Annotated in this window: 25 protein-coding genes; 22 read left to right on the top strand and 3 right to left on the bottom strand. The window is 67.3% G+C overall.

The annotated features are described in order from the left end of the window. Positions 1 to 23: 23 nt before the first annotated feature. On the top strand, positions 24 to 1,889 hold the full coding sequence (locus M1L61_RS17560; RefSeq protein ID WP_043400521.1) for an ABC-F family ATP-binding cassette domain-containing protein: 1,866 nt from the start codon (positions 24 to 26) through the stop codon (positions 1,887 to 1,889). A 91-nt stretch (positions 1,890 to 1,980) separates the two neighbouring features. Here the strand turns inward: M1L61_RS17560 and ampR are convergent, their stop codons facing one another. After that, on the bottom strand, positions 1,981 to 2,844 hold the full coding sequence (gene ampR, locus M1L61_RS17555) for a LysR family transcriptional regulator AmpR (RefSeq protein ID WP_043400524.1): 864 nt from the start codon (positions 2,842 to 2,844) through the stop codon (positions 1,981 to 1,983). 175 nt (positions 2,845 to 3,019) lie between these two features. Between ampR and blaL2 the strand changes: the two genes are divergently transcribed. The 3 genes from blaL2 (at position 3,020) to M1L61_RS17540 (ending at position 5,931) form a co-directional block, all read left to right on the top strand. Continuing rightward, on the top strand, positions 3,020 to 3,931 hold the full coding sequence (gene blaL2 / locus M1L61_RS17550; RefSeq protein ID WP_010481574.1) for a L2 family extended-spectrum class A beta-lactamase: 912 nt from the start codon (positions 3,020 to 3,022) through the stop codon (positions 3,929 to 3,931). 85 nt (positions 3,932 to 4,016) lie between these two features. Further along, on the top strand, positions 4,017 to 5,231 hold the full coding sequence (locus M1L61_RS17545; protein ID WP_010481576.1) for a cation:proton antiporter: 1,215 nt from the start codon (positions 4,017 to 4,019) through the stop codon (positions 5,229 to 5,231). A 55-nt stretch (positions 5,232 to 5,286) separates the two neighbouring features. Then, entirely contained in the window at positions 5,287 to 5,931 is a 645-nt protein-coding gene (locus tag M1L61_RS17540) for a hypothetical protein (RefSeq protein ID WP_248853864.1), read from the top strand. Positions 5,932 to 6,007: 76 nt separating this feature from the next. Here the strand turns inward: M1L61_RS17540 and M1L61_RS17535 are convergent, their stop codons facing one another. Beyond that, positions 6,008 to 6,751: a DUF3011 domain-containing protein gene (locus tag M1L61_RS17535; RefSeq protein WP_248853863.1), complete on the bottom strand. Its 744-nt coding sequence runs from the start codon at positions 6,749 to 6,751 to the stop codon at positions 6,008 to 6,010. Between the two features lie 159 nt (positions 6,752 to 6,910). Here M1L61_RS17535 and aspS point away from each other — a divergent pair, with 159 nt between their 5' ends. From aspS to queC, 18 genes are all read left to right on the top strand, one after another. Continuing rightward, positions 6,911 to 8,662 carry an aspartate--tRNA ligase gene (gene aspS / locus M1L61_RS17530; RefSeq protein ID WP_010481582.1) on the top strand — a complete coding sequence of 584 codons (1,752 nt, stop codon included), beginning with the start codon at positions 6,911 to 6,913 and terminating at the stop codon, positions 8,660 to 8,662. Positions 8,663 to 8,678: 16 nt separating this feature from the next. Beyond that, positions 8,679 to 8,999: a hypothetical protein gene (locus M1L61_RS17525; RefSeq protein WP_019337538.1), complete on the top strand. Its 321-nt coding sequence runs from the start codon at positions 8,679 to 8,681 to the stop codon at positions 8,997 to 8,999. Between the two features lie 31 nt (positions 9,000 to 9,030). Beyond that, on the top strand, positions 9,031 to 9,552 hold the full coding sequence (locus tag M1L61_RS17520) for a GNAT family N-acetyltransferase (RefSeq protein ID WP_019337539.1): 522 nt from the start codon (positions 9,031 to 9,033) through the stop codon (positions 9,550 to 9,552). A 75-nt stretch (positions 9,553 to 9,627) separates the two neighbouring features. Then, positions 9,628 to 10,260, top strand: a complete 633-nt coding sequence (locus M1L61_RS17515; RefSeq protein ID WP_099560251.1) for an alpha/beta fold hydrolase — start codon at positions 9,628 to 9,630, stop codon at positions 10,258 to 10,260. A gap of 247 nt (positions 10,261 to 10,507) precedes the next feature. Continuing rightward, positions 10,508 to 11,239: a YebC/PmpR family DNA-binding transcriptional regulator gene (locus M1L61_RS17510; protein ID WP_248853862.1), complete on the top strand. Its 732-nt coding sequence runs from the start codon at positions 10,508 to 10,510 to the stop codon at positions 11,237 to 11,239. Between the two features lie 105 nt (positions 11,240 to 11,344). Further along, positions 11,345 to 11,866 (top strand): crossover junction endodeoxyribonuclease RuvC, encoded by a 522-nt coding sequence (gene ruvC, locus M1L61_RS17505; RefSeq protein ID WP_010481590.1) that lies wholly within the window; start codon positions 11,345 to 11,347, stop codon positions 11,864 to 11,866. A gap of 13 nt (positions 11,867 to 11,879) precedes the next feature. Continuing rightward, a complete protein-coding gene (gene ruvA, locus M1L61_RS17500; protein ID WP_010481591.1) occupies positions 11,880 to 12,473 on the top strand; it encodes a Holliday junction branch migration protein RuvA in 594 nt (197 codons plus the stop codon). Positions 12,474 to 12,591: 118 nt separating this feature from the next. Further along, complete coding sequence (locus M1L61_RS17495) at positions 12,592 to 14,442, top strand: potassium transporter Kup (RefSeq protein ID WP_005418516.1); 1,851 nt, start codon at positions 12,592 to 12,594, stop codon at positions 14,440 to 14,442. 358 nt (positions 14,443 to 14,800) lie between these two features. After that, positions 14,801 to 15,841: a Holliday junction branch migration DNA helicase RuvB gene (gene ruvB / locus M1L61_RS17490; RefSeq protein ID WP_019337543.1), complete on the top strand. Its 1,041-nt coding sequence runs from the start codon at positions 14,801 to 14,803 to the stop codon at positions 15,839 to 15,841. Next, positions 15,831 to 16,262 carry a tol-pal system-associated acyl-CoA thioesterase gene (ybgC, locus tag M1L61_RS17485; protein WP_071229045.1) on the top strand — a complete coding sequence of 144 codons (432 nt, stop codon included), beginning with the start codon at positions 15,831 to 15,833 and terminating at the stop codon, positions 16,260 to 16,262. The genes ruvB and ybgC overlap by 11 nt, the downstream gene beginning before the upstream one ends. A 10-nt stretch (positions 16,263 to 16,272) precedes the next feature. Continuing rightward, entirely contained in the window at positions 16,273 to 17,052 is a 780-nt protein-coding gene (gene tolQ / locus M1L61_RS17480) for a protein TolQ (RefSeq protein WP_006438802.1), read from the top strand. A 24-nt stretch (positions 17,053 to 17,076) separates the two neighbouring features. Further along, the gene (gene tolR, locus M1L61_RS17475) at positions 17,077 to 17,505 is read left to right on the top strand and encodes a protein TolR (protein WP_049453761.1); all 429 of its coding nucleotides are present in this window, start codon (positions 17,077 to 17,079) and stop codon (positions 17,503 to 17,505) included. Next, on the top strand, positions 17,495 to 18,547 hold the full coding sequence (gene tolA, locus M1L61_RS17470; RefSeq protein ID WP_010481606.1) for a cell envelope integrity protein TolA: 1,053 nt from the start codon (positions 17,495 to 17,497) through the stop codon (positions 18,545 to 18,547). The genes tolR and tolA overlap by 11 nt, the downstream gene beginning before the upstream one ends. A gap of 283 nt (positions 18,548 to 18,830) precedes the next feature. After that, a complete protein-coding gene (gene tolB / locus M1L61_RS17465; protein WP_010481607.1) occupies positions 18,831 to 20,150 on the top strand; it encodes a Tol-Pal system beta propeller repeat protein TolB in 1,320 nt (439 codons plus the stop codon). 64 nt (positions 20,151 to 20,214) lie between these two features. Beyond that, positions 20,215 to 20,733 (top strand): peptidoglycan-associated lipoprotein Pal, encoded by a 519-nt coding sequence (pal, locus tag M1L61_RS17460; RefSeq protein WP_005410748.1) that lies wholly within the window; start codon positions 20,215 to 20,217, stop codon positions 20,731 to 20,733. 3 nt (positions 20,734 to 20,736) lie between these two features. After that, entirely contained in the window at positions 20,737 to 21,555 is an 819-nt protein-coding gene (gene ybgF, locus M1L61_RS17455) for a tol-pal system protein YbgF (RefSeq protein WP_010481611.1), read from the top strand. A 176-nt stretch (positions 21,556 to 21,731) separates the two neighbouring features. Further along, complete coding sequence (gene queE / locus M1L61_RS17450; RefSeq protein WP_010481613.1) at positions 21,732 to 22,433, top strand: 7-carboxy-7-deazaguanine synthase QueE; 702 nt, start codon at positions 21,732 to 21,734, stop codon at positions 22,431 to 22,433. A 78-nt stretch (positions 22,434 to 22,511) separates the two neighbouring features. Next, positions 22,512 to 23,177 carry a 7-cyano-7-deazaguanine synthase QueC gene (gene queC, locus M1L61_RS17445; RefSeq protein ID WP_043400548.1) on the top strand — a complete coding sequence of 222 codons (666 nt, stop codon included), beginning with the start codon at positions 22,512 to 22,514 and terminating at the stop codon, positions 23,175 to 23,177. A gap of 133 nt (positions 23,178 to 23,310) precedes the next feature. Here queC and M1L61_RS17440 read toward each other — a convergent pair whose 3' ends face one another. Next, positions 23,311 to 24,267, bottom strand: coding sequence for a DUF2268 domain-containing putative Zn-dependent protease (locus tag M1L61_RS17440; protein ID WP_057503035.1), 957 nt, complete (start codon positions 24,265 to 24,267; stop codon positions 23,311 to 23,313). Between the last annotated feature and the right edge of the window lie 64 nt (positions 24,268 to 24,331).

The raw sequence follows: 24,331 nt of genomic DNA, 5'->3' as shown, positions 1-24,331 counted from the left end.
CGGTTATATGGACGCCTCCCCCGATGATCTCCCTTCGTAATTTCGCCTTGCGCCGCGGCGAGCGGCTGCTGTTGTCCAATGTCGACCTGACCCTGCACGCCGGTTACCGGGTGGGTGTGGTCGGCCGCAACGGTGCTGGCAAGTCCAGCCTGTTCGCGGCGGTGAAGGGCGAGCTGGAGGCGGACAAGGGCGATGTCGATCTGCCGGGCAAGGTGCGCATCGCCAGCGTTGCCCAGGAAACCCCGTCGCTGCCCGACCCGGCGCTGAGCTTCGTGCTGGGCGGCGACATCGAAGTGGCCGCGGTGCTGGCCGCCGAGGCCGAGGCCACCGCCCGTGAAGACTGGGAGGCGGTGGCCGAAGCCCACACGAAGATGGCCGAGCTCAATGCCTACGACGCCGAAGCGCGCGCCGGCAAGCTGCTGCATGGCCTCGGCTTCCCGGCCGAGACCCACCATCGCGCGGTGTCCTCGTTCTCCGGCGGCTGGCGCGTGCGCCTGAACCTGGCCCGCGCGCTGATGATGCCCAGTGACCTGCTGCTGCTGGACGAACCGACCAACCACCTGGATCTGGACGCGGTGTATTGGCTGGAGCAGTGGCTGCTGAAGTACCCGGGCACCCTGCTGCTGATCTCGCATGACCGCGAGTTCCTCGACAACGTGGCCACCCACACCCTGCACCTGCACGGTGGCGGCGCCAAGCTCTACCCGGGCGGCTACACCGACTTCGAGCGCCAGCGCGCCGAACAGCTGCGCCAGCAGCAGATCGCGCACGAGAAGGAACAGGCCGAGCGCGCCCACCTGCAGAGCTTCATCGACCGCTTCAAGGCGCAGGCCAGCAAGGCCGCGCAGGCGCAGAGCCGCATGAAGCGCCTGGCCAAGCTGGCCGGTACCGAAGCGGTGCGTGCCGAGCGCGAGTTCCGCATCGAATTCGCGCCGCCGGCCAAGCTGCCGTTCTCATTGATTCGCCTGAACCACGTCGAGGCCGGTTACGGCAAGGATGCGGTGATCCTGCACAACGTCGGCTTCGGCCTGGAAGCGGGCCAGCGCATCGGCCTGCTCGGCCCGAACGGTGCGGGTAAAACCACCCTGGTGAAAACCCTGGTGGGCGAACTGGCACCGATCGTGGGCGAGCGAATGGCGCATCCCGACCTGAAGATCGGCTACTTCGCCCAGCACACGGTGGAGTCGCTGCACGAAGGCCAGTCGCCGATGGAGCACTTCCGCGAAATCGCCCCGGATGCGCCGAACCAGTCGTTCCGCGATTTCCTTGGCAAGTGGAATTTCCCGGGCGACCGCGCGTTCGAGCCGGTCGATGGTTTCTCCGGTGGCGAGCGTGCGCGCCTGGCGCTGGCGCTGATCGCCTGGCAGCAGCCGAACGTGCTGCTGCTGGACGAACCGACCAACCACCTTGACCTGGAAATGCGCGAAGCGCTGGCCGAAGCACTGGCCACCTTCGAAGGCGCGATCGTGATGGTCTCGCACGACCGCCACCTGATCGGCCTGGTCTGCGATACCTATTGGCGCGTGGCTGATGGCGTGGTCGAGCCGTTCGACGGCGATCTGGATGCCTACGCCGCGTGGCTGCGTACCCGCCCGCAGGCACAGGGCACCAAGGCCCGCATGGAGCAGGTGGAAGAGCCGGTGGTGGTCAAGACCGCGCCGGTGGCGCAGGTGGTGCAGAAAAAGCCGGTGAACCCGCACAAGCTGGCCGCCGCCGAGGCCAAGGTAGCCGAGCTGGAAGGCGCGCTGGCCGAGCTGGACCGCCAGTTGGCCGACCCGGCCAACTACGCCGATGCCACCCGGATGGCGGTGATCGGCCGTGACCGCGAAACCGCCGCCGCCCAGCTGGAAAAAGCTGAGGCAGCGTGGATGGAACTGCTGGAGTCCTGATGCCATCGGTAGCGCCGGGCCATGCCCGGCGAGCGCAACGGATCGCAAAAGCCGCCGGGCATGGCCCGGCGCTACCCACGTCGCCTGCGTTTCATCCCTGCGCCTGCAGCCATTCGCGGAATCGCTTCGCCGGTTCACGCTCGGCGCGCGAGCGCAATCGCGTCAGCCAGTAGCGCCCCAGCTCCAGCGTGGTGCTGAACGGCTGCAGCAGGCGACCTTCGGCCAGCTCCTGCTCGAACATGCGCAGCGGCAGCAGCGCCACGCCGGCGCCGCCGACCGCGGCCATCGCCACCGTCAACGACGAATCAAACACCGGCCCGCGGGCTTCCACGCCACTCACTCCTGCCGCCTGCAACCAGCGCGGCCATTCGTCGCTGCGGTAGGAGCGCAGCAGCGACAGCGTGCCCAGGTCGCGCGGCTGTTTCAGCCGCCGCGCCAGTGCCGGCGCGCACAGCGGTGCGAAGGGCGCATCGAGGATCGCCGTACAGGCTTGACCCTGCCAGTCGCCATCACCAAACCGGATGGCCAGGTCCAGGCCTTCGCCGGCCAGGTCGATACGGTTGTTGTGGGTCTGCAGGCGCAGCTCGATGTCCGGATGCGCGGCCTCGAACGCGGCCAGCCGTGGCAGCAGCCAGCCGGTGGCGAAGGTGCCGACCACGCCCAGCGTCAGCACTTCACGGGCCGGCCCGCCGGTATAGCGCGCGATGCTGGCGGAGATGCGCTCGAACGATTCGTTGAGCACCGGATACAGCGCCGCGCCTTCGTCGGTGAGCGCCACGCCGCGAGGCAGTCGGTGGAACAGGCGGATGCCGAGCCGGTCCTCCAGCCCACGGATCTGGTGGCTCAGCGCGGCCTGGCTGACACACAGCTCCAGTGCGGCACGGGTGAAGTTCTGGTGGCGGGCGGCGGCCTCGAAGGCGCGCAGCGCGTTCAGCGGCAGGGTGGGGTGCAGCATCGTCGAGTCGTGAGCCTGGATGATGGCTGATCCTAACGCCTGGGCAGGGAAGGTCGCTAATCGCAGGAATTGATGCAATAGACATCAATAAATCTAATGGCTGGTGCTGAATTTTCGCGCTGGTCGTCCTGGCCGTGGGTTCCAATAATCGAACGGTCCCCAGGAGAACCCTCGCATGCTCGCCCGTCGCCGATTCCTGCAGTTCAGTGGTGCCGCTGTTGCTTCCTCGCTTGCCCTGCCGCTGCTGGCACGTGCAGCGGGCAAAGCCGCCGCCAACGCACCCACAGATGCCGCCATCAACGCCGCCGGTGATTTTGCCGCGCTGGAAAAGGCCTGCGCAGGACGCTTGGGCGTGACCCTGCTCGATACCGCAAGCAGTCGCCGCGTCGGCCATCGCCAGGACGAGCGCTTCCCGATGTGCAGCACCTTCAAGAGCATGCTGGCCGCGACCGTGCTCAGCCAGGCCGAGCGCGCACCCGCGCTGCTCGACCGGCGCGTGCCGGTGCGCGAGGCCGACCTGCTCTCGCACGCACCGGTCACCCGCCGTCATGCCGGCAAGGACATGACCGTGCGCGACCTGTGCCGGGCCACGATCATCACCAGCGACAACACCGCCGCCAACCTGTTGTTCGGCGTGGTCGGTGGCCCGCCGGCGGTGACCGCGTTCCTGCGCGCCAGCGGTGATGCGGTCAGCCGCAGCGACCGGCTGGAGCCGGAAATGAACAGCTTCGCCGAAGGCGACCCGCGCGACACCACCACACCGGCGGCGATGGCTGGTTCGCTGCAGCGTGTGGTGCTGGGGAAAGTGCTGCAGCCGGCGTCGCGGCAGCAGCTGGCCGACTGGCTGATCGACAACGAGACCGGCGACGCCTGCCTGCGCGCGGGCCTCGGCAAGCGCTGGCGCGTTGGCGACAAGACCGGCAGCAATGGCGAGGACGCGCGCAACGACATCGCCGTGTTGTGGCCGCGCGCGGGCGGCGCGCCGTGGGTGCTGACCGCCTATCTGCAGGCCGGCGCGATCAGCAATGAGCAGCGCGCCCTGGTGCTGGCCCAGGTGGGCCGGATCGCCGATCGACTGATTGGATGAGGTAACCGGGGTCATTCAAACGTGGCTTGCCGGATCGGTTCGGCGCGCGCATCCTGCGCGCGTTCGAACCCCACGGAAGACCCCGATGAGCCATGAATTGATCTACCTGCTGCTGATCTTCGCGCTGCTGGTGATCCCGCGCGCGCTGCAGCGCTTCAGCCTGCCCGCACCGCTGACCTGCCTGCTGTTCGGCATCATCGGCATGCTCTGGCTGGGCGACCAGGCCCACGATGCGGTGATCGGCCTGCTGGCCACGCTGGGGATTTCCTCGCTGTTCCTGTTCGCCGGCCTGGAAGTGGACCTGCAGGCGCTGCGCCGTGGCATGTGGCCGCTGCTGGCGCATCTGGTGATCCGTACCGGCACGCTGTTCGGCGTAGGCTGGCTGGCCTGGCGCTACGCGGGATTGCCCTGGCAGGCTGCCGGCCTGCTGGCCCTGGCGCTGCTGACGCCCTCCACCGGTTTCATCATGGATTCGCTGTCGCGGCTGGGCCTGAGCGAGGACGAGCGGTTCTGGGTGACCAGCAAGGCCATCGCCGGCGAACTGCTGGCGCTGGCGGCGTTGTTCATCGTGCTACAGGCGGGCGATCCGGGGCATATGGCGCTGTCCAGCCTGGCCCTGCTGGCGATGATGGTCGGCCTGCCGCTGCTGTTCATCGGCCTGGGCCGTTGGGTGGCGCCGCACGCGCCGGGCTCGGAATTCTCGCTGCTGGTGATGGTGGGCATGGTCGCGGCCTACATCACCTACCTGCTGGGCGTGTACTACCTGGTCGGCGCGTTCATCGCCGGGCTGGTCGCGCGCCTGCTGCACCAGCGCATGCCGCTGCTGGCCTCGCACGAGAACCTGCACGCGCTGCGCCTGTTCGCCTCGTTCTTCGTGCCGTTCTACTTCTTCAACGCCGGCACCAAGGTGCCCGCCGAAGCGCTCAGCTTCGAGGCGCTGGGGCTGGGTATCGTGATCACCCTGGTGGTGCTGCCGCTGCGCATCGGCGTGGTCTGGCTGCAGCGCCGGGTGATGTTCGGCGAGAGCTTCCGCAGCAGCCTGCGGGTCTCGCTGGCGTTGGCGCCGACCCTGATCTTCACCCTGGTGCTGGCGGCGATCATGCGCGAGCGCTTCCAGATTCCGGCGGTGCTGTTCGGCGCGCTGTTGCTGTATGCGGCGTTGACCACGCTGCTGCCGTCGCTGGTGTTCCGTACCCCGTTCGATGTCGATCCGGTTGAGCAGGAACCTGCGGGTGAAGGCGAAGCCGCGCCGGTGGCAGCCACAGAAACACTGCCGGCGGCATCTGCCCTCGATCGCTGAGCGGATGCTGCGCGTGCGGTTTGCGCACTTCGGCCATGGCCGTTAGGGTTGGGGTATGAAACTGCCTGCCGCCGTCACCGCTTCCGTCCTCCTGCTCAGCCTTGCTGCCTGTACGCAGCGCTCCGACACGGTCGCCCATGATCTGGCGACCGCACCGGCCGATGCCTTCATGGCCGCCATCGCCGCGCATTGCGGCCAGGCATACGCCGGCAAGGTGGTGGAGGACACGCCGGCACCGACCGGCAAGGATCCGTTCGCCGGGCAGCGCCTGGTGATGCATGTGCGCGGCTGTGCCGACCCGGCGCATGAGCTGCGCATCCCGTTCCACGTGGGGGATGACCACTCGCGTACGTGGGGGCTGATCCGCACGCCGAACGGGCTGCGCCTGAAGCACGACCATCGCCACGAAGACGGCAGCCCCGACGCGATCACCCTGTACGGTGGCGACAGCACGCCGCCGGGCACTGCCGAGCGCCAGCAGTTCCCGGCCGATGCCGATTCGGTGGCGATGTTCCGCCGCGCCGACATGCTGGCCTCCACGCACAACATCTGGGCGATGGAAATCGACCCCGACCAGACGTTCGTCTACGAGCTGACGCGCCCGGACGGCCGCCGCTTCCGCGTGCAGTTCGATCTGAGCAAGCCGGTCGACCTGCCGCCGCCGCCTTGGGGTGATGAGGCCGCGCAGCCAGCCCGGTAGCGCCGGGCCGTGCCCGGCGGGTCTTCTGCAGTTGACCGCGCCACCGCGCTCGCCGGGCATGGCCCGGCGCTACCCCTCACCGCGTGCCGAAACGCGCCCGGCAGCCGTTGCTCACCCACACCTGGCCACGTGAGTAGCCCCAGCTGCGGCCTTCCTGGCAGGCACTGCCGGACAGCTGCTGCTGCAGTACCGGGCGGCCCTGGCGCTCATCCCAGTCGCAGGTCTGCGAGCGATTGTTGTTGCTGCTGCAGGTCACCGTGTAATTGCTGTTTCCGCCGCCCCAGCCACCGCCGCCACCGCCCCAGCCACGGGCTTCGGCGAATTCGGCACGGCAACCGCCACTGACCCAGACCGCGCCATTGCGCACGCCCCAGGTACGCCCTTCGTTGCAGGGGCTGCCAGACAGCTGGCGGACCAGGCGGGCATTGCGCCAGCCGACCGGGCAGCTGCGCTCACGGTTGTTCTGGCTCTCGCAGCGGATGGTCTCGCCGGGTCGGCCGTTGTTGCCGCCCCAGCCACCGCCATTACCGCCGCCCCAGCCACCGCGGGCCTCGACGAACTCCGCGCGGCAGCCGTTGGTGACCCAGATGCTGCCGTTACGGCTGCCCCAGGTTCGTCCTTCATCACAGTCCGAGCCGGACAGCTGGCGCACCAGCTGCGCATTGCGCCAGCCGGTGTTGCAGACCCGTTCGCGGTTGTTCTGGCTTTCACAGCGGACCACGCCGCTCTGCGCATGTGCGGAAGGGGCGGGCAGGGCAAGGGTACCCAGGGCACCCAGGCTGAAGGTTACGGCCAGGCTGGCCAGGGACAGCGGTTTCATGGCGGCATCCCATACGGTGGCAGGTGCCCGACTATAGGGAGGGGGCCGATCAAGCCAGTGTGACTGGCCGGATTTGCCCCGGCCGGGGCCTCGGCCGCAGAATACGAGGCTTTCCGGCCCCCATCCGGTGCCGGCGTTCTCCAGCGGAGCTTCCCCCCCATGCGTACCCACTTCTGCGGCCTGGTCGATGAGACCCTGATTGGCCAGACTGTCACCCTCGCCGGCTGGACCGACGTGGCCCGTAACCAGGGCGGCGTCTGCTTCATCGATCTCCGGGATCATGAAGGCATCGTGCAGGTGACCGTGGAAGTCGACAACGCCGACGTGTTTGCCGTGGCCGCGTCGCTGGGCTACGAGGACGTGCTGCAGGTGGAAGGCGTGGTGCGTGCCCGCCACGCGGTGAACGACAAGATGCGCACCGGCAAGGTGGAAGTGATCGCCACTGCCATCACCGTGCTGAACAAGGCCGCGCCGCTGCCGTTCCACGCCCACGAGAACCCGGGCGAAGAAACCCGCCTGAAGTACCGCTACCTGGACCTGCGCCGCCCGGAAATGCAGCGCATGCAGCGCACCCGCATCAAGCTGGTGCAGGCCCTGCGCCGCCACCTGGACGAGAAGGGCTTCCAGGACATCGAGACCCCGATCCTGACCAAGGCCACCCCGGAAGGCGCCCGCGACTTCCTGGTGCCGGCGCGCATGCACCCGGGCGAGTTCTACGCCCTGCCGCAGAGCCCGCAGCTGTTCAAGCAGATCCTGATGGTGGCCGGCTTCGACCGTTACTACCAGATCGCGCGCTGCTTCCGCGACGAAGCCCTGCGTGCCGACCGCCAGCTGGAATTCACCCAGCTGGACATGGAATTCGCCTTCGTCCGCGAGCGCGACGTGCAGGACTTCGTCGAAGACATGATCCGCGCCATCTTCAAGGAAGTGGTGGACGTGCAGCTGGACGCCAGCTTCCCGCGCATGACCTGGGCCGAGGCGATGCGTCGCTACGGTTCGGACAAGCCGGACCTGCGCATCGCGCTGGAACTGGTGGACGTGGCCGAGCTGGTCAAGGACAGCGAATTTGCCGTGTTCACCGGCCCGGCCAACGATGCCGAAGGCCGCGTTGCCGCGCTGCGCATCCCGGGCGGTGCAGCGCTCAGCCGCAAGCAGATCGACGAGTACGCCGCGCATGCCGCCAAGTACGGTGCCAAGGGTCTGGCCTACATCAAGATCGCCGACAACGGCGAAGTCAGCTCGCCGATCCAGAAGTTCTTCAGCGAGGAATCCTTCGCTGCGCTGGTCGCGCACGTCGGTGCCGGCAACGGCGACATCGTGTTCTTCGGTGCCGGTGGCTACAACAAGGTCTCCGACTTCATGGGCGCGCTGCGCCTGAAGGCCGGCAAGGACTTCGGCCTGGTCGCCGACGGCTGGGCACCGCTGTGGGTCACCGACTTCCCGATGTTCGAGTGGGACGAGGAAGAACAGCGCTACGTCGCCCTGCATCACCCCTTCACCGCACCGGCCGTGGACGACATCGCCGACCTGCGCGCCAACGCCCGTACCGCCGTCTCGCGCGGCTACGACATGGTGCTCAACGGCAATGAGATCGGCGGTGGTTCGATCCGTATTCACCGTCCGGACATGCAGAGCGCAGTGTTCGAGCTGCTCGGCATCGGTGCCGAAGAAGCCCGCGCCAAGTTCGGCTTCCTGCTCGACGCGCTGAACTACGGCGCGCCGCCGCACGGTGGCATCGCCTTCGGCATCGACCGCATCGCCGCGCTGATGGCCGGCACCGAGTCGATCCGCGACGTCATCCCGTTCCCGAAGACCACCGGTGCACAGGATCTGATGACCGACGCGCCGTCGCCGATCGTCGACGCGCAGCTGGCCGAAGTGCACATCCAGGTTCGCCCCAAGACCAACTGATCAGGAGATCCAGGCAATGACCGAGTTCGCGTTTTCGCTGGAGTGGGAAAAGCTGGGCAATGAAGGCGCCGAGGCCAATCTGGTCACCGAGCGTGCACGCGTGTTCGGGGGGTGGCTGGTTCGTGTGGGTACCAACCCGGCGGCGATGGCCCTGACCTTCGTCGCCGACGGCGAAGGCCGTTGGGACGGTGAAGACTTCGGCGTCGAGGATTATGAGGACGACGAAGAGGAAGAGTACGACGAGGACGAGGAAGGCGAGGAAGAAGAGGACGAGGACGAAGAGGAATACGAGGAAGAGGACGAGGAAGAAGAAGCGGAATCGCCTGAAAAGGCTTGACCCGCCCTACGCCCTGACGTCAACTTCCTGCATGTATTCGATCCGCCGCGCCACTGTGGACGACGCGCCGACCCTGTCGGCGCTGGCTGCCCGCACGTTCACCGAAACCTTCGGCCATCTGTATCCGCCGCAGGACCTGCAGGCCTTCCTTGAGGAGGCCTACACGGTCGAGCGCCAGCGCGTGATCCTGGCCCACCCCGACTACGCGGTGTGGCTGCTGGAGCTGGACGGGGAGGCGGTCGGCCATGCCGCCGCCGGCCCCTGTGGCCTGCCGCATCCCGAGGTGAAACCCGGTGACGGCGAACTCAAGCGCCTGTACCTGATCAAGGCCCAGCAGAACTGTGGCTGGGGCAGCCGCCTGCTGGAAACCGCGCTGGCCTGGCTGGAGCACGAAGGCCCGCGCACGCTGTGGCTGGGCGTGTGGTCGGAGAACTTCGGCGCACAGCGCTTCTACGCCCGCTATGGATTCGAGAAGGCGGGCGAATATCTGTTCCCGGTCGGCGACACCCACGATCTTGAATTCATCCTGCGCCGCACACCGCGCGCAGCCTGACGTTCACCGCCGCTTGCTGCGCGCGCGTGTTCAATCACCGTACGTTCCCGCCCCGCTGACCGCCAGGCTGTTTGCATGACTCCCCCCGTATTGCTGCTGCATGGCATCTGGAATGCCCGTGCCTGGGTCGGGCCGCTGGCCTGGCGCCTGCGCGCACGTGGTTTCCAGGTGCACGCGTTCGGCTATTCCTCGGTATTCGGTGGTCCCGACGTGGCCGTGCCGCAGCTGCTGGAGCGGCTGACCGATGCCGGCCCGTTGTCGCTGGTCGGACACAGCCTGGGGGGATTGCTGGCGCTGGAGGCCTTGCGCCGCCAGCCGCAGCTGGATGTGCAGCGCGTGGTCTGCCTGGGCTCGCCGCTGCGCGGCAGTGGCACTGCGCGTTCGTTGTCCGAGCACGGCTGGGGCCTCGCGTTGGGGCGCAGCAGCGACCTGCTGCTGGATGGCCTGCCGGACTGGCAGGGCAGGGCCGAGGTTGGCCTGATCGCCGGTTCGGTGCCGCATGGGCTGGGCAGCCTGCTGGGGGCCATCGACGATGCCTCCGACGGCACCGTGGCCCTGGCTGAGACGCGCCTGCCGGGCCTGGCCGACCATTGCGTGGTCCGCACCAGCCACAGTGGCCTGGTGGTGTCGCCCGACGCCGCACGGCAGACCGCCCATTTCCTGCGCCATGGCCGTTTCGACCACAGCCGCGACGTCGCCGCCGCGTAAGTTGGTGGGAGCGAACGGCCTGCCAGGGTGGGTGCGAACGGCACCAGGGTGGGTGCGAACCGTTGGTTCGCACGCTCTTCGCCGGGCATGGCCCGGCGCTACCGGGAAAAGCACCGCCAGATCGCCAGCGGTAGCGCCGGGCCATGCCCGGCGAGCGCAGCGGCATCCATCGGGCCTAGACACGGTTGCAGCGCCCGATCAGGTAGAATCCGCGCCTTGATCCTGAAGCAGCCAGACGGTAGCACCCATGGGTAGAGGCCCCTCCATCGAAGCCCGCAAGAACGCGTCCGACGCGAAGCGCGGCAAGATTTTCACCAAGATCATCCGTGAGATCGGCGTTGCCGCGCGCGGCGGTGGAGGCGACCCCAACAACAACCCGCGCCTGCGCGTGGCGATGGACAAGGGCCTGGCCGTGAACATGTCCAAGGACGTGATCGAGCGCGCCATCAAGAAGGCCACCGGTGAACTGGAAGGCGTCGATTACGAGGAAATCCGCTACGAGGGCTATGCCCCGGGCGGCGTGGCAGTGATCGTCGACTGCCTGACCGACAACCGCGTGCGCACCGTGGCCGATGTCCGCCATGCGTTCAGCAAGTGCGGCGGCAACATGGGCACCGAAGGCTCGGTGGCCTTCATGTTCAAGCGCCTGGGCGTGCTCAGCTTCGCCCCGGGCGTCGACGAGGAAGCCATCACCGAGGTCGCCATCGAGGCCGGCGCCGACGACATCGTGGTCTACCCGGAAGACGGCGCGATCGACGTGGTCACCAGCCCTGACGCGTTCAACGCGGTCAAGGACGCAATGGCCGCCGCCGGCCATGTCGCCGACCACGCCGAAATCACCTTCCGCGCGGACAACGACATCAAGGTCGAGGGCGAGGTTGCCCTGCAGGTCAAGAAGCTGCTGGACATGCTTGAAGACCTGGACGATGTGCAGGACGTGTATTCCAACGCCGAACTCGGCGCCGACGCCTACGCCTGAGCCGTCCACGACGGCCTGGGCGCGGGCCGTTGAACGGTCACCGCGGACAGTCATGAGCCCATACGCCTGCCAGCGCTTTCCGTTCCACCCCGCCAGGAGTGCAGCATGACCCGCATCCTCGGCATCGACCCCGGTTCGCAGCGGACCGGGGTCGGCATCATTGATGTCGACGCCACCGGAAAGGTCAGCCACGTGCATCACCAGCCGCTGGTGCTGCTGGGCGCCGACGACTTCCCGCAGCGCATGAAGCTGCTGGTGCTGGGCCTGGCTGACCTGTGCCGCGAGTACCAGCCGCAGGAAGTGGCCATCGAACGCGTGTTCATGGCCCGCAACCCCGATTCGGCACTGAAGCTGGGCCAGGCCCGTGGCGCGGCGATTTCCGCCGTGGTGCTGCGCGACCTGCCGGTGCATGAATATGCCGCCAGCGAGATCAAGCTGGCGGTGGTCGGGCGTGGTGGCGCCGAAAAGCAACAGGTTCAACACATGGTCGGGCTCATGCTCAACCTGAAAACCAAGCTGCAGGCCGACGCGGCCGACGCGTTGGCGGTGGCGATCACCCATGCCCACGTAAGGGCGACGGCCAACCGCCTGGGGCTCAGTGCCCGCCAGGCGTGGGGCCGCAAATGAGGAGCTGCACGCAATGATCGGTCGACTGCGCGGCATCGTCGCCTACAAGGCGCCGCCGTGGCTGGTGGTGGACGTGAACGGAGTGGGCTACGAGCTGGAGGCGCCGATGAGCACCTTCTATGACCTGCCCGAGCTCGGCCGCGAGGTCACCCTGTACACCCATTACGCGCAGAAGGAAGACAGCGTCTCGCTGTACGGCTTCCTGCGCGAGGGCGAGCGGCGCCTGTTCCGCGACGTGCAGAAGGTCAGTGGCATCGGCGCGAAGATCGCGCTGGCCGTGCTGTCCGGCGTCACCGTCGAGGAGTTCGCGCGCATGGTCCAGGCCGGTGACATCACCGCGCTGACCCGCATTCCGGGCATCGGCAAGAAGACCGCCGAGCGCATGGTGCTGGAGCTGCGTGACCGCGCCGCCCAGTTCGGTGCCGGCGGCGCGCTGCCCACCGGCAGTGGCCCGGCTCCGGCCGACCCGCTGTCCGATGCGACCGTGGCGTTGCAGCAGCTGGGCTACAAGCCGGCCGAAGCCGCGCGCATGGCCCGCGACGCCTTCAATGAGGGCGACGAAGTGGCCACCGTGATCCGCAAGGCGCTGCAGTCGGCGCTGCGCTGACCTGCCTTTCTTTCCCCCAACCCACCGCCTGAGCTTCGCCAGGAGTCCCATGTCCAGCAGTCAAACCCCGCACGCCGCCGCCCCAGGCGGCCATGGTCACGCCCCTCCAGCCGGAGGCATGGCGCTGATCATCGGTGCGATCGGCGTGGTCTTCGGCGATATCGGTACCAGCCCGCTGTACACCCTGAAGGAGGCGTTCTCGCCGCACTACGGGCTCAACAGCGACCACGACACGGTACTGGGCGTGCTCTCGCTGGCGTTCTGGGCACTGAACATCGTGGTCACGCTGAAGTACGTGACCATCATCATGCGCGCCGACAATGACGGCGAAGGCGGCATCATGGCGCTGATGGCGCTGACCCAGCGCACGCTGCGCAACGGGTCACGCTCGGCGTACGTGGTCGGCATCCTCGGCATTTTCGGTGCCTCGCTGTTCTTCGGCGATGGCGTGATCACGCCGGCGATTTCGGTGCTGGGCGCCGTCGAAGGCCTGGAGGTGGCCGCGCCGGGCCTGCATGCCTTCATCGTGCCGATCACCGTGGTGGTACTGCTGATGGTGTTTGCCGCGCAGCGCTTTGGCACCGAGAAGATCGGCAAGGCCTTCGGCCCCATCACGTCGGTCTGGTTCATTTCGCTGGCCGCGATCGGTATCTACAACATCGTCGACGCGCCGGAAGTGCTGAAGGCCTTCAACCCCTGGTGGGCGATCCGCTTCTTCATGGAGCACAGCTGGCACGGCATCTTCATCCTCGGCGCGGTGGTGCTGGCAGTGACCGGCGGCGAAGCGCTGTACGCCGACATGGGCCATTTCGGCGCCAAGCCGATCCGCCACGCCTGGTATTTCTTCGTTCTGCCGTGCCTGGTGCTGAACTACCTGGGGCAGGGCGCACTGGTGCTCAACCACCCAGAGGCGCTGAAGAACCCCTTCTTCGAGGCGGTGCCGCCGTGGGCGCTGTATCCGATGATCATCCTGGCCACCATGGCCGCGGTGATCGCCTCGCAGTCGGTCATCACCGGTGCGTTCTCGGTCTCGCGCCAGGCCATGCAGCTGGGCTACATCCCGCGCATGCGCATCAAGCACACCTCGCACGACACCATCGGCCAGATCTACATCCCGGGCATCAACTGGGGCATCGCGGTGATGGTGATCGGCCTGGTGCTGGCCTTCCGCAGCTCGTCCAACCTGGCCGTGGCCTACGGCATCTCCGTGTCGGCGACGATGCTGATCGACACCCTGTTGCTGGCCCTGGTGGCACGCTCGCTGTGGCCGAAGGCCCGCAAGTGGATCCTGCCGCTGTGCGTGGTGTTCTTCATCATCGACCTCGGTTTCGTCATCGCCAACGGCGCCAAGCTGCTGCAGGGCGCCTGGTTCCCGGTGGTGCTGGGCATCTTCCTGTTCACCATGATGCGTACCTGGCGCCGTGGCCGCGAGCTGCTGCGCGATGAGATCCGCAAGGACGGCATCCGCCTGGATACCTTCCTGCCGGGCCTGATGCTGGCACCGCCGGTACGCGTGCCGGGCACTGCGGTATTCCTCACCGCCGACCCGACCGTGGCCCCGCATGCGCTGATGCACAACCTCAAGCACAACAAGGTGCTGCACGAGCGCAACGTGTTCCTGCACGTGGAAACCCTGCCGATTCCGTATGCGATGGAAGGGCAGCGACTGAAGATCGAATCGGTAGGCGACGAGTTCTATCGCGTCTACGTGCGCTTCGGCTTCATGGAAACCCCGGACGTGCCGCTGGCGCTGATGCGCTCGTGCGACCACGGTGGCATCTATTTCGACCCGATGGACACCACCTTCTTCGCCAGCCGCGAGACCATCGTGGCCACCGCCAATCGCGGCATGCCGATCTGGCGCGACAAGCTGTTCGCGCTGATGCACAGGAATGCTGCTCCTGCGACCGGCTTCTTCCGGATTCCGGGTAACCGGCTGGTGGAACTCGGTGCGCAGGTGGAGATTTAATCTCCACCGTCGATTCATCCAGAGATCCATCCACGCATGGCGTGGATCTACCGTGTCGACCAAGGTCGACACCCACCAAGAGCAGGCAGAGCCGGCCATGCCATTCCGGCAGATTGCGGAGATCTGTCGAAGGCGGGGTGGGTCCGGTTGCGGGGGCGTGAGCCGCATGGATGCGGCGACCGAGCTTACATGGACGTACTTGCAGCGTCCCCCGCAACCGGACCCACCCCGGCATCCCCCAGGAAGCCAGCTTTGGCTGTTGCTCCGGCTGTTGCTCCGGCTGTTGCCCCGGCAGTTGCCTTTGCGGGTGCCGGGCGCAGCCCGGCCGAAACCCGTACTTTTGCCGCATAATCAGCACATGACCGACGACCGCATCATCGGCGCCGGCGCCACCCGCGAGGATGACGCCGCCGACGCCAGCATCCGCCCCAAGCGCCTTGCCGACTACCTCGGCCAGGTGCCGGTGCGCGAGCAGATGGAGATCTACATCCAGGCGGCCAAGGGGCGTGGCGACGCGCTCGACCACGTGCTGATCTTCGGGCCGCCCGGCCTGGGCAAGACCACCCTCAGTCATGTCATCGCCAACGAACTGGGCGTGGCCCTGCGCGTGACCTCCGGCCCGGTGATCGAGAAGGCCGGTGACCTCGCCGCGCTGCTGACCAACCTGCAGCCGCACGATGTGCTCTTCATCGACGAGATCCATCGCCTGTCGCCGGTGGTCGAGGAAGTGCTGTACCCGGCGATGGAAGATTTCCAGATCGACATCATGATCGGCGAAGGCCCCGCCGCCCGCTCGATCAAGATCGACCTGCCGCCGTTCACCCTGATCGGTGCCACCACCCGTGCCGGCCTGCTGACCGCGCCGCTGCGCGACCGCTTCGGCATCGTCCAGCGCCTGGAGTTCTACAGCGTCGAGGAGCTGACCCGGATCGTGCGCCGCTCGGCGGCCATTCTGGCCATCGACTGCACCGCCGATGGGGCAGGGGAGATCGCGCGCCGCGCGCGTGGCACCCCGCGTATCGCCAACCGCCTGCTGCGCCGCGTGCGCGACTACGCGCAGGTCAAGGCCGGCGGCCACATCGACGAGGCCGTGGCACAGGCTGCCATGCAGATGCTGAAGGTCGACCCGGAGGGCTTCGACGAGCTTGACCGCCGTCTGCTCAAGACCATGGTCGACTACTTCGATGGCGGCCCGGTCGGCATCGAATCGCTGGCCGCGGCACTGTCCGAAGAGCGCGGCACGCTGGAAGACGTGGTCGAGCCGTACCTGATCCAGCAGGGTTTCCTGGTGCGTACCGCGCGCGGCCGCATGGCCACCCACAAGGCCTACCGGCACATGGGCCTGAAGCCGAAGAACCCGCCGCAGGACCTGTTCGCGGAGGTTCCCGATGTCGGTTGAGCCCCGATTCAGTTGGCCGACACGCATTTACTGGGAAGATACCGACGCAGGTGGCGTGGTTTACCACGCCCGCTACGTGGCCTTCATGGAACGGGCCCGGACCGAATGGATGCGTGCGCTGGGCTACGGCCAGGAGCGCATGCGCGCCGAGCATGGGATGGTCTTCGCGGTGCGCTCGATGCAGATGGATTTCATCAAGCCGGCACGGCTGGATGACACCCTGCAGGTGAGTGCCCGCCTGGTCCAGCTGAAGAAGGCCAGCATGGTCTTCGACCAGCAGATCCTGCGCGACGGCGAGCTGCTGCTGTCGGCGCAGGTCCGCATCGCCGCACTGGAAGCGGCCAGTTTCCGCCCGCGTGGCATGGACGAGGCCGTCCTTGCCGTGCTGCAACCCCACCTCCACCCCGAATCCGAACACTGAGGAACAACGGATGATCGCAACGCTCCTGGCCCTGCAGGCCACGGTCACCGAGGCACTGCCGGCCGACGTCAGCAACGCCGCGACACAGACCCTTGCCCAGGCCACCACCGGCGGCGGCATCAACTACCTCGAACTGATGGCCAAGGCCAGCCTGCCGGTGAAGATCATCGTGCTGCTGCTGCTGGTCGGCTCGTTCGTCAGCTGGGTGATCATTTTCCGCAAGGCCCGCGTGTTCAAGCAGGCCACCCGCGAAGCCGACGAGTTCGAGAACCGCTTCTGGTCCGGTGCGGACCTGGGCAAGCTGTACAGCTCGGCCACCGATCGCAGCCGCAATGTCGGCGGCCTGGAAGCCATCTTCGAAGCCGGTTTCCGCGAATACACCCGCCTGCGCGACAAGCGTCGCCTGGATGGCCGCGCGCAGCTGGAAGGCGCGCAGCGTGCCATGCGCACCACCTACACCCGCGAAGTGGACCAGCTCGAGCGCAACCTGGAGCTGCTGGCCAACATCGGCTCGACCGCGCCTTACGTAGGACTGGTCGGCACCGTGTTCGGCATCATGGTGACCATGCACGACATGATCAGCAGCGGTGCGCAGGCCGGCATCGCCGCCGTCGCCCCAGGCATCTCCGAAGCCCTGTTCGCCACCGCGATCGGCCTGTTCGTGGCGATTCCGGCAGTGTGGGCCTACAACCGCTTCACCACCCGCGTAGAGCGCATGTCGGTGCGGTTCGAGACCTTTGCCGAAGAGTTCAGCTCCATCCTGCAGCGCCAGAGCGCTGGCGACGAGTAAGCGCCTGACCCGGGAGTCCAAGCCATGTCCGCTGCCATCGGTCGCCGCAAGCGCCGCAAGCTGAAATCGGAAATCAACGTCGTTCCCTACATCGACGTCATGCTGGTGCTGCTGATCATCTTCATGGTCACCGCGCCGCTGCTCACGCTGAGCTTCGACGTCGACCTGCCGCAATCCAACGCCAAGGCGCTGGAGAGCAAGCAGGACCCGGTGATCGTCTCGGTGCGCCATGACGGCCAGCTCAGCCTGAAGCTGCCCGACGCCAAGGAACCGACCGCCGTGTCGGCCGAGGAACTGGAAGGCCGCTTGGCCGGCATCGCCGCCCAGGACAAGGGCGTGCGTGTGATCGTCGCCGCCGACCGTGCCGTGGCCTATGAAAAGGTCATCGCTGCGATGGATGTGATCAAGCGCGCCAAGGTAGACAAGGTAGGCCTGGCCACCGATGCACGCTGACGCCCTGCCACCTCCACAGCAGCGCGAACCCGGCTGGGGCCTGCCCCTGGCGCTGGCGTTGCTGGTGCACCTGCTGGTCGCGCTGGTCTTCATCGTGGCCTGGTTCTGGTCGCCCGAGCGCAACACCGACGCCGCCGCAGGCGATCCCTCGGTCGAGGCCAGCCTGGCGCTGTCCGCGTCGGAGGCCTCCGCCGCACGCCAGGCCCTGCGCCAGTCGGAGAAGCTGGAGGACCTGCCGCCGCCGGTGGCCGAACCGATCCCCGTACCGGAAGACACCATTCCGCCGCCGCAGCCGATTCCCGAACCGCGCCCGCAGGACGCTCCCACGCCCCAGCAGCAACAGGCGCAGGAGCGCGTCGCACAGCCGGACACCAAGGACCAGGAAGCAGTGAGCGCGCTGGCCATCTCGCAGGAGAAGGCCAAGCAGGAGCAGGAAGCCAAGCGCCGCCAGGAGCAGATCGACCTGACCGAACGCAAGCGCCAGGAAGAAGCGGAGCAGAAGCTGCGCCTGGCCAAGCAGCAGGAAGAAGACGCGAAGAAGAAGCTGGCCGATCAGGCGCGCCAGGCCGCAGACAAGGCCGAGGCCGAGAAGCAGAAGAAGATCGCCGAGATCCGTGCCCGCCGCGAGCAGGCCGAGAAGGAAGCCAAGCTGGCCGAGCGGAAGCTGCGTGAGGTCGCCGCCGCGCGCAATGCCGCCGGCAGTGCCGCCGCCGGTGCCAGCGGTGCATCCCAGCCAGCCGCCGGTGGTGGCGGTAACAGCGATGACCTGACTGCCAAATACGCTGCGGCCATCCAGGCCAAGGTGCGTGACACCTGGACCCGCCCGGACAGCGTGCCGCTGGGGCAGAAGTGCCAGGTGACCATCACCCAGATCCCGGGTGGCCAGGTGCTGCAGGCCAAGGTGGGCGCGAATTGCCCCTATGACGAGGCCGGCAAGCGCTCGATCGAGGCCGCCGTGCTCAATGCCCAGCCGCTGCCGTACCGGGGCTTCGAGTCGGTGTTCAACCGCACGCTCAACCTGACCTTTACCGCGCAGGATTGATCGGGCGAGGCAGGGCGGTCATCAGGCCGCCCACGCCCACGGATGTCGCACTTGCCTCTGGTGTGCTCGGATTCGACCGGGCAGGCTGTGGGCTGCTGTCGAACACCGTCCTGCAGGGCGGCGTGACCGGGGCAGACGGTGCGATGTTAGCCACGACGTTAACGGTGCGTGAGAAGACGGGCTGGAACTGACCCGGAATTCACGTACCCTTGGTTCATGATTGCGAAGCGGTTCACTCCCGCTTTGCTATCCCTCGTTCCGGTTTCCCCCTATTGAGCGCTCCATGAAAAAGATGCCTCGCTGGCTTGCCGTGTTTGCGGCCCTGTTGCTGCCCTTTGCTGCCCTCGCGCAGCAGAAGGGGCTGGATATCGACATCATCGGCGGCAATGCCTCCGCGCTGCCGATCACCATCGTGCCGATGCCCTACCAGGGTTCGGCGGCTGCACCGCAGACCGACGTCGCTGGCGTGGTCCGTGCCGACCTGGAGCGTTCGGGCCAGTTCCGCACGCTGCCGGAAGCGCAGATCGTCGAGAAGCCGGTGCGCGGCGGCGACATCCAGTTCGCCACCTGGCGCGCGCTGAAGCAGAACTACATCGTGGTCGGCCGCGTGCTCGACGCCGGTGCCGGTGCCTACCGCGTCGAGTACGAACTGTTCGACGTGCCCAAGGGCGAGCGCCTGCTGGGCCTGGCGATGACCGCCCGTGGCAATGCCATGCGCGACGTCGCCCACCAGATGGCCGACGCCATCTACGAGAAGATCACCGGTGTGCGCGGCGCCTTCTGGACCCGCATCGCCTACGTGACCGCCAGCGGCAAGGGTGATGCCATGCGCTACGCGCTGATGGTGGCCGATTCCGACGGCTTCAACCCGCAGACCATCGTGCGCTCGGCCGAGCCGCTGCTGTCGCCGTCGTGGAGCCCGGATGGCAGCAAGCTGGCCTACGTCAGCTTCGAGCGTGGCAATTCGGCCATCTACATCCAGAACATCGGCACCGGCGCCCGCGAGCTGGTCACCAGCTTCCGCGGCATCAACAGCGCTCCGGCGTTCTCGCCGGACGGCCGCAAGCTGGCCCTGACCCTGTCGCGTTCGGGCAACCCGGAAATCTACGTGATGGACCTGGGCAGCAAGCAGCTGACCCAGCTGACCAACCACTTCGCCATCGATACCGAGCCGACCTGGGCGCCGGACGGCAGCGCGGTGTACTTCACCTCCGACCGCGGCGGCCGTCCGCAGGTCTACAAGGTCGGTGCGGGCGGCGGCAGCGCCGAGCGCGTGACCTTCCAGGGCAACTACAACGCCAAGCCCTCGGTGTCCTACGATGGCAAGAAGATCGCCGTCGCCCAGGGCTCGGGCAACAGCTACAAGATCGCGATGATGGACAGCTCGCTGGGTTCGCCCCGCTGGAGCACGCTGTCCCCGGGTTCGCTGGATGAATCGCCCAGCTTTGCGCCCAACGCAAGCATGGTGCTGTACGCCGCCCGCGAAGGTGGCCGTGGTGTGTTGTATGCCGTTTCGGCCGATGCGCGGGTTCGCCAGCGCCTGGTCCTGGCCGATGGTGATGTGCGCGAGCCGGCATGGTCCCCATACCGTACCCAGCGCTAAAAGAGTGTTAATATTTTCGCTGTCTTGAACCCCTCATCGGCCTAGGAGCCACAAAGGTATCGCCATGAACAAGTCCACCCGCGTTCTGCTTGTTTCCCTGCTGTCTGTGGCCGTCCTGGCCGGTTGCTCGAAGAAGGTGAAGGAAGAGCCGGCAGCCCCGGTTGACACCGGCACCTCGACCACCACCCCGACCGGTCCGTCGACCTCCGGCCTGTACGGCCCGGGCGACCTGGACACCGACGCCTGCCTGCGCCAGCGCGTTGTCTACTTCGACCTGGACAAGGAAGACGTGAAGCCGGAATTCCAGGCCATCATGGCTTGCCACGCCAAGTACCTGCGTGACCGTCCCTCCTCGCGCATCACCCTGCAGGGCCACACCGACGAGCGCGGTTCGCGCGCGTACAACCAGGCCCTGGGTGAGCGTCGTGGCAACGGCGTCAACTCGGCCCTGCAGGCCAACGGTGGCTCGGCTTCGCAGCTGACCGTCGTGTCCTACGGTGAAGAGCGTCCGGTCTGCACCGAGTCGAACGAGTCCTGCTGGTCGCAGAACCGTCGCGTCGAAATCGTCTACACCGCGCAGTAATCCATGCGCATTGGCATCAAACTGATGCTGGTCGTTGCGGCAGCCCTCGTGGCTGCCGCACCGGCGCATGCACAGCGACAGAGCCTGGCCGACCGCGTTGGCGCGATCGAGCAGCAGATGTACAACAACAGTGCCAACCAGGACCTGTTGAACCAGATCAATCAGCTGCGGCAGCAGGTCACCAGCCTGCAGGCCTCGATCGAGCAGTTGCAGCACGACAACGCCCAGCTCAAGCAGTCCGCCCAGGACCAGTACCTGGATCTGGACAGCCGCCTGAACCGGTTGGAAGGGGGCAATGCCGCCCCGGCCCTGCCGCCCGTTCCGGCGAGCGCGCCGAAGGCCGCACCGGCTCCGGCAAAACCCGCAGCGGCGGCCACTTCCGAGCGGCCGCCTTCCGTCCATGGTGATGCCGGCAGCCTTGCCGCCACCGGCGACGAGCGCACCTCCTACAACGTCGCCTTCGATTCGCTGAAGGCCGGCAAGTACGATGACTCGGCGCAGCTGTTCCTGAGCTTCCTGCAGTTGTATCCGAACGGCGTCTACGCGCCGAACGCGCTGTACTGGCTGGGCGAGAGCTACTACGCCACCCGCAATTTCCCGATGGCCGAGACCCAGTTCCGCGAACTGCTCTCGCGCTATCCGACCCACGACAAGGCCGCTGGCGGCCTGCTCAAGGTCGGCCTCTCGCAATACGGCGAGGGCAAGGTCGACCAGGCCCAGCAGACGCTGGAGACCGTCGTGGCGCAGTACCCGGGCTCGGACGCCGCGCGCACCGCGCAGGACCGTCTGCAGTCCATCCGCCTCGGCAAGCAGATCCGCTGATCCGCTGACCGGGCGTACAATGGGTGCCCTGTAGAGCCGAGCCCATGCTCGGCTGCTTTCGTTTCCGGACCGGCAAACCCGTCCGGTTGCTGTTGTGGAGCCGAGCCATGCTCGGCTGCTTTCGTTACCGGCCACGGTAGCCCACCCGCCACGTGTCCCACCAAGAACTCCCCGCCATGACCGCCGTTACCCCGTCCAGCGCCGCCGCCACCCCCAGTGAGATCGTGCAGTCGCCGCTGCCACGCCTGAAGATCACCGAGATCTTCACCTCGCTGCAGGGCGAAGCCGATACCGCCGGCTGGCCGACCGTGTTCGTGCGCCTGACCGGCTGCCCGCTGCGCTGCCAGTACTGCGACACCGCCTATGCCTTCCATGGCGGCACCTGGTGGGACATCGACGACATCGTGGCCGAGGTGCTGGCCCAGGGCGTGCGCCACGTCTGCGTGACGGGCGGCGAGCCGCTGGCGCAGAAGCGCTGCCTGGTGCTGCTGCAGAAGCTCTGCGATGCCGGCATGGACGTTTCCCTGGAGACCTCCGGCGCGCTGGACGTCAGCGCGGTGGACCCGCGCGTATCGCGCGTGGTCGACATCAAGACCCCGGGCTCGGCCGAAGTGGCGCGCAACCGCTGGGACAACCTGCCGCTGCTGACCGCCCGCGACCAGATCAAGTTCGTCATCTGCAGCCGCGAGGATTACGACTGGGCCAAGTCCCTGCTGGCCGAGCACGATCTGGTCAAGCGCTGCACGGTGTTCTTCTCGCCCAGCAAGGGCGAGATCACCGCGCGGCAGCTGGCCGACTGGATCGTTGAAGACCGGTTGCCGGTGCGCTTCCAGATGCAGTTGCATAAAATCCTGTGGAACGACGAGCCGGGCCGATGAGCCTGCGCAGCGTTCCCTGATGTAGCTCCGGCGCGGGACAGCGTGCTGGCTTTCCCCTCCCAACCGGATGTTTTTCCCATGAAGAAGGCAGTCGTGCTTCTCTCCGGCGGCATGGATTCAGCCGCCGTCATCGCCATGGCCCAGGAACAGGGCTTCGCCGTGCATGCCCTGAGCGTGCGCTATGGCCAGCGCCACACCTCCGAACTGGATGCCGCCGCCCGCGTGGCCAAGGCCCAGGGCGTGGTCGCGCACAAGACCGTGGACGTGGACCTGCGCAGCATCGGCGGCTCGGCACTGACCGACGACATCGACGTACCCGAGGCCGGCGGCGCCGGCATCCCGGTCACCTACGTGCCGGCACGCAACACCATCATGCTGTCGCTGGCGCTGGGCTGGGCCGAAGTGCTCGGTGCCAATGACATCTTCTGCGGCGTCAACGCCGTGGACTACTCCGGCTACCCGGACTGCCGCCCCGAGTTCGTGGCTGCATTCCAGGCACTGGCCAACCTGGCCACCAAGTCGGGCGTGGAAGGTGCGGGCATCAAGGTGCACGCGCCGCTGCAGTTCCTCAGCAAGGGCCAGATCGTCAGCGAAGGCGTGCGCCTGGGCGTGGACTTCGGCCTGACCGTGTCCTGCTACAACGCCGACGCCAACGGCGCCGCCTGCGGCCACTGCGACGCCTGCCGCCTGCGCGCGCAGGGCTTCACCGAGGCCGGCGTGCCGGACCCGACGCTTTACGCCTGATCGCTCGGTAGAGCCGGCCGCTGGCCGGCTTCCCTGTGGGTGCGAACCCGATGGACCTGGTGTGTGCCAACCGCTCCCTCGGTGGGTGCGAACCTTGGTTCGCACCCCCTGGCCCGCAAGGCATGGCCAGGCGCTACCGCTGCTGCAACCATCCCGACGCGTCAATAAACGCCCGCACCGCCTTCGGATCGGCATAGTCCAACTCAATCATCCGCGCGATACCGGCCTTCTCGTCGGCCTGCTGGCGCATGTACTCCTGCGCGATGCGATACCCGGCGTAGTACCCCACATCACTCACCCCGAATGGATTGCGGGCGCTGTTGTAGAGCCAGTTGTCGAGGTTACCCCCGTCCATCTCGGCAATGAAACGCGTGCGGATGTCCGCCTCATGCGCGGGCCCGTAGCTGTACAGCGGAAGCGCCGGCCGACGCCCACTCAGCCGTTCGGCCACGTACTCGGCAACACCCTCGCGCACCGCGTACTGGGCCAGGCTGCCGGTGGTCTCGCGCTGCTGCGTGTGCACGTACTCGTGCAGGTTGTTCTGCGCGTTGTTCGCGCCCGGCCGGCTGTCGTAGAAGATCCGCAGGCGGTCGCGCATCTTCTCCGGCAGTTCGCTCACGTCCACGCGCTCATCGCCCAGCGCCATCTCGGCACCGATCAGCACCTTGTCACCCAGCGTGGTGCCGCCGGTGCGCAGCACACCGACTGCGTAGGTGACGGTGGCCGGACGCAAAGCCGGGTAGAGCGCCCGGAATTTGGAAAGATCCCGTTCCAGTGTGGCGCTGGCCTGCTGCGCGTTGGCGGTCAACGGCCGAACCGACGTCCAGAAGCGCGGCCACGCGCGCATGGCCTCGGCGTATTCGCGGGCGGTATAGTTGCGGACCTGCATCAGCGCATGCAGGCCGGGGCTGCCTGGATCGATGTAGCGCTCCTGTACGAGTGCGACCTGGCGGTCAACGTCGGGCTCGGCGCGCACCGCGTCATAGGTGGCCCAGAAGCGGCCGATGTCGTCGGTGACGACCTGGGACGGGGTGGCCAGTGCCGCACAGGACGGCAGCAGGGCGGCAATGAGGCAGAGGGGCAGGCGCATCCGTGGCTCCGGGGAAGGATCACAGATGGGATGCGACGACGGCCCGGAAGGTTTAAGCCGGCGG

The sequence above is a fragment of the Stenotrophomonas sp. NY11291 genome, from assembly GCF_023277365.1.
Taxonomy (GTDB): Bacteria; Pseudomonadota; Gammaproteobacteria; order Xanthomonadales; family Xanthomonadaceae; genus Stenotrophomonas; species Stenotrophomonas geniculata.
The sequence above is the reverse complement of the archived record's forward strand: the minus strand, read 5'-3'. Positions and strand labels throughout refer to the sequence as shown.

Bases quoted from the DNA above. Each gene is read 5' to 3' on its own strand.
- M1L61_RS17560 (WP_043400521.1), top strand. From the start codon at position 24: ATGATCTCCCTTCGTAATTTCGCCTTGCGCCGCGGCGAGCGGCTGCTG.
- ampR (WP_043400524.1), bottom strand. From the start codon at position 2,844: ATGCTGCACCCCACCCTGCCGCTGAACGCGCTGCGCGCCTTCGAGGCC.
- blaL2 (WP_010481574.1), top strand. From the start codon at position 3,020: ATGCTCGCCCGTCGCCGATTCCTGCAGTTCAGTGGTGCCGCTGTTGCT.
- M1L61_RS17545 (WP_010481576.1), top strand. From the start codon at position 4,017: ATGAGCCATGAATTGATCTACCTGCTGCTGATCTTCGCGCTGCTGGTG.
- M1L61_RS17540 (WP_248853864.1), top strand. From the start codon at position 5,287: ATGAAACTGCCTGCCGCCGTCACCGCTTCCGTCCTCCTGCTCAGCCTT.
- M1L61_RS17535 (WP_248853863.1), bottom strand. From the start codon at position 6,751: ATGAAACCGCTGTCCCTGGCCAGCCTGGCCGTAACCTTCAGCCTGGGT.
- aspS (WP_010481582.1), top strand. From the start codon at position 6,911: ATGCGTACCCACTTCTGCGGCCTGGTCGATGAGACCCTGATTGGCCAG.
- M1L61_RS17525 (WP_019337538.1), top strand. From the start codon at position 8,679: ATGACCGAGTTCGCGTTTTCGCTGGAGTGGGAAAAGCTGGGCAATGAA.
- M1L61_RS17520 (WP_019337539.1), top strand. From the start codon at position 9,031: ATGTATTCGATCCGCCGCGCCACTGTGGACGACGCGCCGACCCTGTCG.
- M1L61_RS17515 (WP_099560251.1), top strand. From the start codon at position 9,628: ATGACTCCCCCCGTATTGCTGCTGCATGGCATCTGGAATGCCCGTGCC.
- M1L61_RS17510 (WP_248853862.1), top strand. From the start codon at position 10,508: ATGGGTAGAGGCCCCTCCATCGAAGCCCGCAAGAACGCGTCCGACGCG.
- ruvC (WP_010481590.1), top strand. From the start codon at position 11,345: ATGACCCGCATCCTCGGCATCGACCCCGGTTCGCAGCGGACCGGGGTC.
- ruvA (WP_010481591.1), top strand. From the start codon at position 11,880: ATGATCGGTCGACTGCGCGGCATCGTCGCCTACAAGGCGCCGCCGTGG.
- M1L61_RS17495 (WP_005418516.1), top strand. From the start codon at position 12,592: ATGGCGCTGATCATCGGTGCGATCGGCGTGGTCTTCGGCGATATCGGT.
- ruvB (WP_019337543.1), top strand. From the start codon at position 14,801: ATGACCGACGACCGCATCATCGGCGCCGGCGCCACCCGCGAGGATGAC.
- ybgC (WP_071229045.1), top strand. From the start codon at position 15,831: ATGTCGGTTGAGCCCCGATTCAGTTGGCCGACACGCATTTACTGGGAA.
- tolQ (WP_006438802.1), top strand. From the start codon at position 16,273: ATGATCGCAACGCTCCTGGCCCTGCAGGCCACGGTCACCGAGGCACTG.
- tolR (WP_049453761.1), top strand. From the start codon at position 17,077: ATGTCCGCTGCCATCGGTCGCCGCAAGCGCCGCAAGCTGAAATCGGAA.
- tolA (WP_010481606.1), top strand. From the start codon at position 17,495: ATGCACGCTGACGCCCTGCCACCTCCACAGCAGCGCGAACCCGGCTGG.
- tolB (WP_010481607.1), top strand. From the start codon at position 18,831: ATGAAAAAGATGCCTCGCTGGCTTGCCGTGTTTGCGGCCCTGTTGCTG.
- pal (WP_005410748.1), top strand. From the start codon at position 20,215: ATGAACAAGTCCACCCGCGTTCTGCTTGTTTCCCTGCTGTCTGTGGCC.
- ybgF (WP_010481611.1), top strand. From the start codon at position 20,737: ATGCGCATTGGCATCAAACTGATGCTGGTCGTTGCGGCAGCCCTCGTG.
- queE (WP_010481613.1), top strand. From the start codon at position 21,732: ATGACCGCCGTTACCCCGTCCAGCGCCGCCGCCACCCCCAGTGAGATC.
- queC (WP_043400548.1), top strand. From the start codon at position 22,512: ATGAAGAAGGCAGTCGTGCTTCTCTCCGGCGGCATGGATTCAGCCGCC.
- M1L61_RS17440 (WP_057503035.1), bottom strand. From the start codon at position 24,267: ATGCGCCTGCCCCTCTGCCTCATTGCCGCCCTGCTGCCGTCCTGTGCG.